The organism is Paenibacillus sp. p3-SID867, assembly GCF_025142895.1.
Classification (GTDB): domain Bacteria; phylum Bacillota; class Bacilli; order Paenibacillales; family Paenibacillaceae; genus Paenibacillus_AQ.
This window is the reverse complement of the sequence record NZ_JAMBDM010000029.1, coordinates 1-12,116: the sequence shown is the minus strand read 5'-3', so window position 1 is coordinate 12,116 and position 12,116 is coordinate 1. Positions and strand designations below refer to the sequence as shown.

General features: G+C 51.7%; 13 protein-coding genes and 1 riboswitch. Of the genes, 2 read left to right on the top strand and 11 right to left on the bottom strand.

All coding sequences use genetic code 11. From position 1 onward, the window contains the following. Nucleotides 1-21: 21 nt before the first annotated feature. Nucleotides 22-1,179, bottom strand: a complete 1,158-nt coding sequence (locus M4D81_RS31960; protein ID WP_260069348.1) for a response regulator — start codon at nucleotides 1,177-1,179, stop codon at nucleotides 22-24. A 186-nt stretch (nucleotides 1,180-1,365) separates the two neighbouring features. Here M4D81_RS31960 and M4D81_RS31955 point away from each other — a divergent pair, with 186 nt between their 5' ends. Then, nucleotides 1,366-1,710: a hypothetical protein gene (locus M4D81_RS31955; protein WP_260069347.1), complete on the top strand. Its 345-nt coding sequence runs from the start codon at nucleotides 1,366-1,368 to the stop codon at nucleotides 1,708-1,710. A 59-nt stretch (nucleotides 1,711-1,769) separates the two neighbouring features. Here M4D81_RS31955 and M4D81_RS31950 read toward each other — a convergent pair whose 3' ends face one another. Next, nucleotides 1,770-2,246 carry a GNAT family N-acetyltransferase gene (locus M4D81_RS31950; RefSeq protein ID WP_260069346.1) on the bottom strand — a complete coding sequence of 159 codons (477 nt, stop codon included), beginning with the start codon at nucleotides 2,244-2,246 and terminating at the stop codon, nucleotides 1,770-1,772. 126 nt (nucleotides 2,247-2,372) lie between these two features. Beyond that, entirely contained in the window at nucleotides 2,373-2,873 is a 501-nt protein-coding gene (locus M4D81_RS31945) for a GNAT family N-acetyltransferase (protein ID WP_260069345.1), read from the bottom strand. A 253-nt stretch (nucleotides 2,874-3,126) separates the two neighbouring features. Between M4D81_RS31945 and M4D81_RS31940 the strand changes: the two genes are divergently transcribed. After that, nucleotides 3,127-4,215 carry a M24 family metallopeptidase gene (locus tag M4D81_RS31940; RefSeq protein WP_260069344.1) on the top strand — a complete coding sequence of 363 codons (1,089 nt, stop codon included), beginning with the start codon at nucleotides 3,127-3,129 and terminating at the stop codon, nucleotides 4,213-4,215. A 130-nt stretch (nucleotides 4,216-4,345) separates the two neighbouring features. Here the strand turns inward: M4D81_RS31940 and M4D81_RS31935 are convergent, their stop codons facing one another. The 8 genes from M4D81_RS31935 to M4D81_RS31900 form a co-directional block, all read right to left on the bottom strand. After that, a complete protein-coding gene (locus M4D81_RS31935; protein ID WP_071222641.1) occupies nucleotides 4,346-5,740 on the bottom strand; it encodes an L-cystine transporter in 1,395 nt (464 codons plus the stop codon). A 212-nt stretch (nucleotides 5,741-5,952) separates the two neighbouring features. Beyond that, nucleotides 5,953-6,774 carry an adenosylcobinamide-GDP ribazoletransferase gene (gene cobS, locus M4D81_RS31930; protein WP_260069343.1) on the bottom strand — a complete coding sequence of 274 codons (822 nt, stop codon included), beginning with the start codon at nucleotides 6,772-6,774 and terminating at the stop codon, nucleotides 5,953-5,955. Next, complete coding sequence (gene cobU, locus M4D81_RS31925) at nucleotides 6,771-7,349, bottom strand: bifunctional adenosylcobinamide kinase/adenosylcobinamide-phosphate guanylyltransferase (RefSeq protein WP_260069342.1); 579 nt, start codon at nucleotides 7,347-7,349, stop codon at nucleotides 6,771-6,773. The genes cobS and cobU overlap by 4 nt, the downstream gene beginning before the upstream one ends. After that, nucleotides 7,346-8,416 carry a nicotinate-nucleotide--dimethylbenzimidazole phosphoribosyltransferase gene (cobT, locus tag M4D81_RS31920; RefSeq protein WP_260069341.1) on the bottom strand — a complete coding sequence of 357 codons (1,071 nt, stop codon included), beginning with the start codon at nucleotides 8,414-8,416 and terminating at the stop codon, nucleotides 7,346-7,348. The genes cobU and cobT overlap by 4 nt, the downstream gene beginning before the upstream one ends. Before the next feature lie 67 nt (nucleotides 8,417-8,483). Then, the gene (locus tag M4D81_RS31915; protein WP_260069340.1) at nucleotides 8,484-9,269 is read right to left on the bottom strand and encodes an ABC transporter ATP-binding protein; all 786 of its coding nucleotides are present in this window, start codon (nucleotides 9,267-9,269) and stop codon (nucleotides 8,484-8,486) included. Beyond that, on the bottom strand, nucleotides 9,266-10,312 hold the full coding sequence (locus M4D81_RS31910) for a FecCD family ABC transporter permease (RefSeq protein ID WP_260069339.1): 1,047 nt from the start codon (nucleotides 10,310-10,312) through the stop codon (nucleotides 9,266-9,268). The genes M4D81_RS31915 and M4D81_RS31910 overlap by 4 nt, the downstream gene beginning before the upstream one ends. Continuing rightward, nucleotides 10,309-11,313, bottom strand: coding sequence for an ABC transporter substrate-binding protein (locus tag M4D81_RS31905; RefSeq protein WP_260069338.1), 1,005 nt, complete (start codon nucleotides 11,311-11,313; stop codon nucleotides 10,309-10,311). Before M4D81_RS31905 ends, M4D81_RS31910 begins: the two co-directional genes overlap by 4 nt. Nucleotides 11,314-11,572: 259 nt before the next feature. Further along, nucleotides 11,573-11,776: riboswitch (cobalamin riboswitch) on the bottom strand. A 152-nt stretch (nucleotides 11,777-11,928) separates the two neighbouring features. Further along, nucleotides 11,929-12,116: histidine phosphatase family protein (locus M4D81_RS31900; protein ID WP_260069337.1), on the bottom strand; the 188-nt coding region annotated here is incomplete at its 5' end.

Genomic DNA, 12,116 nt, shown 5'->3' with positions numbered 1-12,116 from the left:
ATGCGTCTTTGGCTATCTCATCTATTTCATATTGGCGGCTTGGATTCCATTGCTCCATTCGTCGTACCATTTCACAATGTAAGGGCTTGGCTCCTCGCCCATCTCATCTTCTAACACCTGACACAGAAGACTGAATAGACGGTGCACCTGGGCCGGATTATCCTGCACAGCATATATTTTCATCAATGAAAAATAGGCCTTCTCCTCCAGGGGATGCTGCCTCTGGATCGAGAAGTAGCATAATATGGCTTCATCGATGCGTTCTTGATCCACATACCATTCCGCCATAGACAAAGAAACGCTAAGCCACAGCTCCTTCAGCCTTTGACGCTCTCCTTCTGCCCACCAGTAGTCATATTCCTGCAGGTAGTCCCCGGTGTACAACTTCATCATTTCAATATGACGCTCAATCGATTCAGCCGATACGAAGGTGTTTGACATGAACCAATTCTCCCACTCCTCAATGTCCAGCTGCACGCCTTCCATATTCAGCACATAGCCTTCCGTCGTGTTGGTGATTTGGAATCGGGTATCATAAGGCTCCAATGTTTTTCGGATATGATAAATGGCCGTGTACAGCTGGGGATAGGCTTTATCCATATCAAACTCCGGCCATAACATATCGATCAATGCCGACTTTCGTACAAGCTGTCCTCTATGCTGAAGCAAATAAATGAAGATCTCCTGAGCCCGGGTTGTCCGCCAATGAAGCAGAGCGAATTGCCCCTGCTCATTCGGCTGCTCGATCATAACCTGGCGGAACATTGTCATTCGAAGGTTGCGATTGGAATCCATGACCTCTTCCGGCCTGGACGCAATGCGGCTTCGCAAACGCTCCATCGTTTTGGCGACTCGATCAATCTGGACAGGTTTAACAATATAGTCTACGGCATTCAATTCAAAGGCAGTGACTGCATATTCGTGATACCCCGTCACAAATACAATACAAAGATGAGGCTTCTGCTCAAGCAGCTGCTCTGCCAGCTCAATGCCGTTTAATTCCGGCAAGCTGATATCCAAAAATACGATATCGACGTCCCTTGCGAGAATTTCTTTTCGTCCTTCAAAGGGATTCGTATATGTACCGATTACATCTATAGACATGGTATCCAGTTTTAACAGCTGACGTTCTAAATACTTCAAGGCCAACGGTTCGTCATCTACGAGAATTACCTTCATTCATATTACTCCTTGGATTGGAAAAATACGGTCACATTTAACTATATTGATTCCTTCGCATTGTTGCAACAAGCGAAAGCAATGTTTATAACAATATACTCGTTATTTTTCCTCTTGAAAAACTCATAATTCCAAGTATAATACTTGGTATAAAGTGATTAGGAGTTTGCTAAGGGGGCTTTCAACTTGGATCAATGCGATAAAGAACCGACATCTCTGACCCTCGATGATTATCTGGATCTTCTCAGTTTGGCTATTCGCTTGGAAGATCGGAAGTGGCAAGCAGACATTGTTCGTACACTTCGGCACATGTTGGAACCGCAGGACAAGAAGCAAGCGAAGTCGGAGGAATGCACGGAACAAGAACTATGGCAATGCGTGAACCAAATCAATGACCGGATGTTTGCCCTTTACAATGAACTGAAAGCAACGGATGATAAAGATATGCAGCGGAAGCTGCTGGACCAGATGTGGGAACTTAAAATTGCCCGGGTTGAGGTTTTCCGCAAAATACGCTCGATATATCAATAGCAAACAAAGACGATAACTCCTTCTGGAGTATCGTCTTTGTTTGCTATTGTGCCCCTTCGTTATGATAAGTCCAAATAATAATAGGCAAATTCTTCATCCTGCGCATACCCTGCCGATTCATACAAATGCCGAGCTGTCACGTTATGAAGCTGCGTGGACAGAGTCAGCCCTTTGGCTCCGGTCTGAAGGGCGTGCGCATGGGCTTGATGCAGTAGTTTCCTTCCGATACCAAGCCCGCGATATTCGGAGTCCACGAATAGATCATTCAAGATCCACAACCTGGACATCGAGAGCGATGAGAAGGATGGATATAACTGCAGAAAGCCAGCCGTAACCAGGTTTTCTCCTCTATTGCAATCCGCTAAATACATAACGGAATCGCCCAGGGTCAGCCTCTCCCTGATATATTCCTCGGCCCCGTTCAAATCATCTTCCCGCCTATAGAATTGCCGATACTCATTAAACAGAGCGGCTGCCTTGCCCAGATCCTTCTGTTCCGCTTGATATATATGAATCTCTGCTTTCAAGTCACGCACTTCCTTTACATCCGATGTTCCCCCAAGTGTACTAGAAGTCGATCAGGGTTTGGAATGTAGAAAACCACGAATGGTTTGCACGCAGCTTCATCTTCAAGCATCCAGGATGGTATCATGATTTCCGGATTAAACTGCACGGCCTACAATGACCAAATCCCGCTTAATGCCGTCAAGCTCCGCAACCCCGGGGAGAAGCCCCCATTGATCAAAGCCAAACTTCATCAACAGCTTAAGGCTCGGTTCATTATGGCCGAATACAAATCCGACCAGATTTCTGACGCGAAGGCGCGGGCACTCCTCAATGGCCTTCTGAATTAATATGCTTCCGGCACCGATGCCGCGATATTTCTCGTTTACGTATATGCTGATCTCAGCTGTGCCGTTATAGGCCGGACGGCCATAAAAGGATTGAAAGCTCATCCATGCAACCATTCCGTCATCGGACCGCATGACCCACAGCGGACGAAAATCGTTGCTGTGCTCTTCGAACCAGCGTATACGGCTCTCCACCGTGACCGGCTCCAGATCGGCGGTTACTTTTCTGCCTGAGATCGTCGAATTGTAAATGTCCACAATGGCCGGCAAATCCTCTTTGACGGCATAATCGATACGGTATTGTTGCGTCACGATGTCCTACCTCCGAATAGATGTGTAGTCTTTATTACGAGATCTATTGTACAAGAGGCAGAGGAAAAACGCTTCTATTTTTTCGAGCAGCATTAATTCACGAAGGTGTTTCGCATGTAATTTTTTAACTATAAAACATTATATAGGAAGATCAAGCTCATAATAAAGGAACACTTTACTTACGTGATTGAACGCGATAACCTAACATTAATAGCGTGAGAACCGTCTTCTGATGATGAAAGGAATGAACAGAATGAACGAACGATTGCAAAGTTTGCTACAATCCATGAATACACAGGGCTGGGATCATGTCCTTGTGACAGACCCCAAGCATGTTTACTATTTGACCGGATTTGCGAGTGATCCCCATGAGCGTTTCCTGGGCCTGCTCCTCTCCTCTGCGAATGATCCGGTGCTGATTGTCCCCGCATTGGATGCCGACGCGGCAGCGGCCGCTTCAACGGTTAAGCATATTGTCACGCACCAGGATACCGATAATCCGTATCTCTTGCTCAAGCAGCAGTTTCAAGGTGCAGTCGGTACGCTGGCGCTAGAGAAGGATCAGCTTACGGTCTCCCGTTATGAGCAGCTGCAGCAGCATCTGAACGCGAGCCGGGTCGAGGATGTTGGCGCTGTGCTCCGGGAGCTCCGCATTCGAAAGTCGGCCGATGAAGTGAAGATCATCAAACATGCAGTAAGACTAATTGAGGATGTTCTGACGCAAGGCCTGGCCCAGATCAAAATCGGCGTCAGCGAGATTGAGGTTGTGGCAGAGCTGGAATACTTAATGAAAAAAATGGGTGCCGATGCTCCGTCCTTCGCCACAATGGTATTATCCGGCCCTAATACCGCCTTGCCTCACGGTGTTCCCGGTACGCGCCGGATCGAAGCAGGCGATTTGCTCATGTTCGATATGGGAGTTTATGCGGGTGGTTATGCGTCGGATATTACCCGTACCTTTGCCGTAGGCGAGCTGAAGCCTGAAGCCGTCAACATCTATGAGACGGTTCTCGCAGCGAACCTGGCCGGCATTCAGGCCGTAAAACCCGGCGTAACCTATGGCTCGATTGACCAAGCCGCTCGCAAAGTGATTGACGACGCAGGGTACGGCCATGCTTTTGTACATCGCTTGGGGCACGGGCTTGGCATGGATGTTCATGAATATCCGTCCATCCACGGTTTGAACCAGGACATTTTACAGCCCGGGGCGGTATTCACGATCGAGCCCGGCATTTATCTGCAAGGCGTAGGCGGCGTGCGGATCGAGGACGATGTGATCGTAACCGAGGATGGCGTCGAGGTGCTGACCTCCTTCCCGAAAGAACTGACTCGCATCGGATAATTCCATTTTCAGTATGATAAAAAAAGCCCGGATATCGTTTTATTTACGGTATTCGGGCTTTCTCTATGTACCAGAAGAGCCATCCTCCGGCAGAAACAATGCCTCCAAGATGGCTCCCATGGTTACGTTCTTATGCCTGAACCATATCCAGTTCAATGTTGTCGTCGTTATACACGTCTTTATCCACTTCATTCATGACTTTCCCGGTAATCACGCCCGCTGTCATGGAGTCATTCACGTTCAGTGCCGTCCGTCCCATATCGATCAGCGGCTCGACGGAAATCAACAGGCCCGCCAAGGCAACCGGCAGGTTCATCGTAGAGAGCACGATGAGCGAGGCGAAGGTAGCCCCGCCTCCGACACCCGCCACGCCGAAGGAACTGATCATAACGACCACAATCAGGGTAAGGATGAACGACCATGAGGTCGGGTCCACGCCGGCTGTCGGCGCAATCATGACGGCCAGCATGGCAGGATAAATGCCCGCGCAGCCGTTCTGCCCAATCGTGGCGCCAAACGATGCCGAGAGATTCGCGATGCCTTCCGAGACACCCAGCTTTTTGTTCTGGGTCTGCACGTTAAGCGGAATCGTAGCCGCGCTGGAACGCGACGTAAAGGCGAAGGTCAGCGTCGGGAATACCTTTTTCACATATTTAAGCGGGTTGAACCCGAATATCGCCAGCAGTACCAGATGGATAATGAACATGGCGATCAAGGCCACGTACGAAGCAAGGACGAAATCGATCAAATTCATGATGACCGCAAGGTCGGTCGTGGCAATCGTTTTGGCCATAAGCGCCAGAATCCCGTAAGGGGTCAGACGAAGCACCAGCGTCACGATGCGCATGACCACGCCATACACCGCAGAGATCATATTGCGGAACGTTTCCGCCTGCTCCTTGTTTTTTCGGTCTAACCCGAGAACCGCGATCCCGATGAATGCCGAGAAAATAACGACCGCAATCGTCGAAGTTCTTCGTGCCCCCGTCATGTCGGCAAACGGATTGCTCGGAATGAAATCCAGGATCTGCTGCGGGAGCGTACGGCCCTCAACATCCCCGAGCCGTTCTTGCAGCAGTGCACCCTGCTGCTCCTCCGCAGCACCGCCTTGGATATTGACGGCGGACAAATCGAACGCCAGCGCGGTTGTAATCCCGACTGCAGCGGCTACGGCTGTCGTCAGAAGCAGCACCGTGATGATAAGTCCGCTCATTTTGCCCAGATTCTTTCCGCCCTTCAGCTTCATGATAGCCGATATGATTGACACCATGATCAGCGGAATGACCATCATTTGCAGCAGCCTGACGTAGCCGTATCCTATCAAATTAAACCAATCGGTGGATTTCACCACCACATCGGAGGTCGAAGTGTAGATGAGCTGCAGTGCCACTCCGAACAACACACCCAGTCCGAGTCCGGCAAACACGCGTTTGGTAAACGAGATATGCTTTCTCTGCATCCAGTACAGAATACCGACCAGCAGAATCAGAACAAGGACATTGATGATAACCCAAAGCGTTTCCATCCTAATGATTCCTCCCATTCTTTAAATAAGGATATATGTGCTCCATCCTCATGTCATAAGTGCGCTAGTATGTATTCATATCCATTACAGCCCACTCTAAACATATCATTACCCGATTGAGAAAATTCCTGTCAAAATCGTTAGTTTCCCATCGATGCGGATTATGTCGACTATGTTGATCGGATTACCACTGATATCACCCTACTATCATATCATGTAAACTTCAAAAGGAGAACCACAAATATTAACAAAACCGTTTCAATCAGTTCATTGAGCGCTCCATATGTATCCCCCGTCAGTCCTCCAAGTCTTCGGCTCATCCGTTCAGCCGTTAAACTTCCAGCTGCCCAGGCTATGAACGGAATGACAAGGATTCCTCCGACTGCAATCGTCCAAAGATTAGTCTCGCCTGCCGTGATCCATAGGAAACCTACAGTAACTAGCGTTAAGAGAGCAGCCATTACGCCCGCCAGCGATCTCCTTCCGGCCGTCAATCCGTGAAATAGAGCGGCAAGCCCCTCACTTCCCCGTGCCATCGGCCAGCGATACATCGCATGGACCATAAACCAGCGGCTCCAAACCGGAGCGAGCACCAGCAGCCATGCCTCTTGTTTCCATGCCCCGGCTGACAAATCCCATACAGACATGATCAAGGAAGCCTTCAGAAGGAGCAGCAGCATACACGCCATGACGCCCATCGCACCCACACGGCTATCCTTCATGATTTCAAGCATCCGTTCACGCGACCGATGGCTGAGCAGCGCATCCGCGCTGTCCATCCAGCCATCGAGATGAAGGCCTCCGGTCAGCGCCACCCATACAACCAGCAGGATGACGGCAGCAGGAAGGGAGGGCAGCACATAGCTTAAACCCAGTCCCAATCCGGCAACGATAAAGCCTATGACCGCCCCTACCAAAGGATAAAAAACGACGCTCCGTTGCTGCACTTCCGGAGTAAAAGGAATTTCTCTCCGCACCGGCAGCCTCGATAGAAATTGAAAAGCGGCCGCAGCCGCTTCGATCATCTTGCTCATATGAGATACTCCTTGCTCTTGATTTCCATCGGAATTCCCGCCGTCACCAAAAATACTTCATCGCATATCTGAGCCAGCCTTTGATTCATGATCCCTGCCCAGTCGCGATATATTCGGCCTAGCGGATATTCCGGTACAATACCCGACCCCACTTCATTGGTTACCAAAATGACCATGCCGGGGTAACCCTGTACCGCTCTTGCGAGTCTGCCGATTTGAAGTCCTAACCGTTCTTCCATTGCAGCACTTCCTTCAGGCTCAGCTTGCAGCAGCACATTCGTAAGCCACAGCGTCAGGCAGTCCACTACCACTGCAGGGGCATCCGAGGCGGACTGGCCGAGCGTTTCCAGCAATTCAGGCAGTGCAACAGGCTCCTCCACCGTCTCCCAACGATAGGCTGAATCCTGCCTGCGGTCTTGATGAATCCGGATCCGTTCCCTCATCTCTTCGTCGTAGGCTTGCGCAGTCGCCACGTACGTTCCCGACTCCGATCGCTTCATGCACAGCTTCTCCGCGAATGAGCTCTTTCCGCTTCTGGCCCCGCCTGTTACCAATACGCTTCCACGATGGCTCATACGGCCCCTCCGCTGATTCCAGCGCTCTCAAACGTCGCCATCTCGTTCACGATCCTGCACGCCGCCTCGACCAGATGAAGGCACAGCACCCCGCCCGTCCCCTCGCCAAGACGCATGTCCATTTGCAGCATCGGCTGGAGTCCGAGCTCTTTCAGCAGAAGAACATGCGCCTGCTCATGCGAAACATGAGAGGCAATCATATAGGAGAGAGCGTCCGGGCAGATGCATTTGGCAACCAGCGCCGCCGCACTGGATATGAAACCGTCAATGATAACAGGACAACCGTGAGCAGCCGCACCCAGGATCAGTCCAGCCAACCCGCCGATTTCATATCCTCCAACTTTGGCGAGCACGTCGAGGGGATCATCGGCATGAGGTCTATTAACTTGTATAGCCTGTTCCACCACTCGAATCTTATGCAGCAGCCGTTCATCCGTTACCCCGGTTCCCCTCCCCACGACGTCAGAAGGCTGATTGCCGGACAGAACGGAGAAGATCGCCGCACTCGGTGTCGTATTCCCAATGCCCATCTCTCCGGTGACGAACATTTGCGTTCCTCGCGATACCAATTCGGCAGCAACCTCCGCACCGGCTACAATGGACTCCAGTGCCGCTTCTTTTGTCATCGCAGGCCCTTTGGCCATATTGGCGGTTCCTCTGCCAACGTTCCGCGACATCAGCTTCTCATGGTTCAACTCGATCGCGACCCCGATGTCCACACAATGAACGTCTGCCCCCGCCTGACGGGCCAGCACATTCACAGCCGCCCCTCCATTCAGGAAGTTCATGACCATCTGGGGCGTTACCTCAGCCGGAAAGGCGCTGATTCCTTCTTCACAGACTCCATGATCACCAGCCATGACAACGACGGATTTTTTGGTGAACGACGGTTTCATATTCCCTGTAATGCCCGCTAATTGGATCGCTAGCGACTCCAGCTTGCCCAGACTGCCCGGAGGCTTCGTCAGCGTATCCAAATAAGCGGCTGTTTCGTTCTGCACCTCGACACTCAGCGGTTTTATGTTAGCAATGTAACGATTTAAACGATTCACGTTGGTATCCGTCAATGAAACGACCTCCTCATATCTTGTTCCTAAATCTTGCATCCCCGCCCGGAACATGCGGCAGCATCGGTCAGGACCACGTGCTATTTGCCGTTAACAGCACCTGCGGAGCGCCATTCTCGGGATGGGCCACAATCGAGGGCTCTACCCGGAAGATTTGGCGTAAATACGCCGCTGTCAAAACTTCTTTCGGCTTGCCAACCCCCGCGATCTTTCCCTGATCAAGGACCAGCAGCTTATCGCAAAACTGGGCTGCCAGGTTCAGATCATGCAGTACGCTGATCACGGTAATTCCGGACGAGCTCCGCCACTGCGCCACCATATCCATAAACTGAAGCTGATAGCGGATATCCAGATAAGTCGTCGGTTCATCCAGCATCAGCAGCGAGGGTTCCTGGACCATCACCTTACCAAGCGCGACACGCTGACGCTGGCCCCCGCTTAACTCGGTAAGCCGCCGTTCCTCCAGACCGTTCAGATCCAGCTTTCGGATAACGGCCTCAATGAGCGGTGCTGCATCCTTATCTTCACGACCAAGCCAGTTTAGAAAGGGGAATCTCCCCATCTCCAGCACTTCCCGGACCGTAAAATCGGTAGGGTCAAGCCCTTCCTGCTGAAGCACCGCCACGATCCGTGCCAGCGCCTTTCGGGTATAGCGTCCAAGCTCCTTGCCCCGAAGGGTCACGCTTCCTGTCGTGGGACTCTCCACACCGGATAACAGCTGCATGAGGGTGGATTTACCGCTTCCGTTCGGACCGATGATCCCCCACCATTCCCCTTCGGCAATGTGAAGGTCCACACCTTCAAGAATCGGCACCTTGCCATAGGCTTTGCCAAGTCCTTGAGCTGTAATCATGATAAACCCTCCCTGCGCCTTTTTTTGTTCCGGTATAGCAGATACGCAAAGAACGGAGCGCCTATGAATGCCGTAACTACACCCAGCGGTATTTCCGTTGGTGCCAGCACGGACCGTGCCGCCGTATCGCACCAGACCATGAACACCGCGCCGCCCAGAGCCGACAGTGGAACAATGACGCGGTAATCGGAGCCGGTGATCAGCCGGATCATATGCGGTACCACAAGTCCTACGAATCCAATCACGCCGGAAACCGACACAGCTGCGGCGGCGAGCAGGGTAGCAACGATGAGCACGCTCGTCTTCAGCCGATCCACATTCAAGCCCATATGGGCGGCCTGCCGTTCCCCCAGCGACAAAATATTAAGCGCTCGCGACCTGCTCCATAAGTATATAAAACCTGCGATAAAATACGGGAAAAGGATGGCCGTATACGACCATCCACGCATGCTGAGGCCCCCCATCGTCCAGTACAGGATCTGGTTTACCGTATCTTTGGACATGACCGTCAGGAAGGAAACGACGGCGCCCAGAAACGACTGCATCACCACGCCGGACAGAATGAGCCCGTGGATCAACAGCTTTCCTTGATCCCTTGCCAGCAGCAGAACGACCCATAAGGTCCCTGCTCCGGTCAAAAACGCTACAAGCGGGAGCGTGTAACCTCCGGCAAAGGAGTATTCCATCCCGAAAAAAATCAGGGATGCTGCGCCAAGCGCAGCACCCGAGGATACACCGAGCGTAAACGGATCCGCCAGCGGATTGCGCAATACCCCTTGAAAGGCGGCTCCGGCGACGGCCAGGGAGGCTCCTACGAGCATCCCCAGCAATATGCGCGGCAATCTCACCTTCATTAAGATTTGCTCGGATGAAGCTTCCCAGCCCGGAACGATGGAATCGCCGATTCCCGGCAGCCGGTGCAGCAGCATCGCCCCAATCTCTCTCACAGGCAGGTGCACGGAGCCGATTCCGAGACTGACAACCAAGGTTAACAGTAATAGGATGATGCCGGCCGCACCGAATCCTGCAAGTTTTTTACTCATGGATTCATCAGTTCCGGATAAACGGCCTTCGCCACTTCAATCAACCCTTGCGTTACACGGGGACCCGGACGGCTTAACAGATTCGCATCCACGGATATGACCTGATCGTTCTTGATGGCTTCGATCTGATCCCAGCCGCCGCGCTCCTTAATCAGCTGATCCAATGTTTTCTTGGTTGCTTCGTCAACGACATCGTCCGTGTACAGAATGACGTCGGGGTTTGCAGCGATAATATTCTCCTCGCTGATTTCGAACCAGCCTTCCGCTTCGCCGGCTGCGTTAACGCCGCCAGCTAAGGTGATGATCTCATCCATAAACTCGCCCTTGCCGACGGTCCATCCTGGAGAGAATTCCACATACACTTTTTTCTTGTCTTCATCCTTCACGGATTTCACGGCTTCTGTAACGGTAGTCAATTCCTGCTTCATCTGATCCACGACCGCTTTCGCCTCCGCTTGACGGTCCGTAATTTGCCCGATCAGTTCGATGTTCTCCATCACGGCATCAATGGTTTTCGGATCATTGACGAACAGGGTAACGCCAAGCTCACGCAATTTCTCGGCATTCTCGGCATTCATCGAAGCGGCGAATACCACATCGGCATCGGCTGCAATAATAGCCTCTTCATTTACTTGGAACCCGCCCAATTTCGGCTTGGATTTGGCCGCTTCCGGATAATCGTCATTATCGGACACGCCCACAATTTCCTCATCCAGGCCCAAAGCGAACAGTTTTTCCGTCTCGGACGGTGTCAGGGATGCAATTTTGACTGGAGCCTTCTCAAACGTCATTTCAACTCCGGTTGAATCCTTAACGGTCAGCGGATACGTCGTTTTAAGCTCTTCGCCCGAATCCGCAGGCGCTTCGTTATTCTGCTCTTCCTGCTGTGCCGGCGGCGTTGTATCCTTCGGCGCCGCTTCTTCGCCTCCACAGCCGATCAAGGCCAGAGCCATCAGTATGGCTACCAGAAGTACGGACCATGTTTTGTTCAATGCTTTCATCTCTTGAAATCCCCCTATACATAATTGAGAACCTGGCGCTGCGAGTTTACATTCCTTCGACCGATCCTTACCGGGAGAATAAAACATCAATCGTCATACTCCAAAGAAGCAAAAATCCCTGACTCCTTGTAAACACAAGGAATCAGGGATTACGTTTTAACATAAGGACATCTGGATCACCGTTCACAGATAGCGCCTTAAACTTCCGCCCACACATGCTGCATGGGTCCGGCAAACGTAATCCTCTCCTCGAAGGACCGTCATTCATTCGCCGAGGGCAGGTCTCCTGACTTGCAGGCTGTAACGACTTCTCCGCCTTCCCAAGCGCTTTCGGCTCAGTGGCATATGGAGAAGTCCCTGCTTCACAGTGGCGGGACCGTGCCGGACTTGCACCGGCTTCCCTATTAACCCGGCAGATGACAATAAATGCCCTCTGTCCGGGACCCTCGCAAATAATATGAATTTATGTATGTTAGGCCAAGCATGGTTTCTCTGCCCAAGATTATAGGCGATAAACCTCCCTCTTACAACCGAAAGTTTCGGTCATTTCAAATGCCTTATGATACGGATTTATCCCGTTATCGCCCATTCCGCACCGATATCATACGATTTCGTTTAATCGCTTAACCGTACGCCTAGCCAGCGTTCTCCATCCCAAGTCAATTGCAACTGGAGCTCCTCCCCCGGCGACACCTGCGTCTCCCAGAATTCCGTATGTGGAAGGGCTGCTGCCGCGATCTGCCGGATGACGCCCCCATGGGTGATCACAAGCACATCAAGCTCCGCCCTCTGTGCTCCAAGGA

What these genes read in the sequence shown, in the direction of transcription:
- M4D81_RS31915 (WP_260069340.1), bottom strand. Translation starts at nt 9,269, where the DNA reads ATGATTACAGCTCAAGGACTTGGCAAAGCCTATGGCAAGGTGCCGATT.
- M4D81_RS31935 (WP_071222641.1), bottom strand. Translation starts at nt 5,740, where the DNA reads ATGGAAACGCTTTGGGTTATCATCAATGTCCTTGTTCTGATTCTGCTG.
- M4D81_RS31905 (WP_260069338.1), bottom strand. Translation starts at nt 11,313, where the DNA reads ATGAAAGCATTGAACAAAACATGGTCCGTACTTCTGGTAGCCATACTG.
- cobS (WP_260069343.1), bottom strand. Translation starts at nt 6,774, where the DNA reads ATGAGCAAGATGATCGAAGCGGCTGCGGCCGCTTTTCAATTTCTATCG.
- cobU (WP_260069342.1), bottom strand. Translation starts at nt 7,349, where the DNA reads ATGAGCCATCGTGGAAGCGTATTGGTAACAGGCGGGGCCAGAAGCGGA.
- M4D81_RS31940 (WP_260069344.1), top strand. Translation starts at nt 3,127, where the DNA reads ATGAACGAACGATTGCAAAGTTTGCTACAATCCATGAATACACAGGGC.
- M4D81_RS31910 (WP_260069339.1), bottom strand. Translation starts at nt 10,312, where the DNA reads ATGAGTAAAAAACTTGCAGGATTCGGTGCGGCCGGCATCATCCTATTA.
- M4D81_RS31960 (WP_260069348.1), bottom strand. Translation starts at nt 1,179, where the DNA reads ATGAAGGTAATTCTCGTAGATGACGAACCGTTGGCCTTGAAGTATTTA.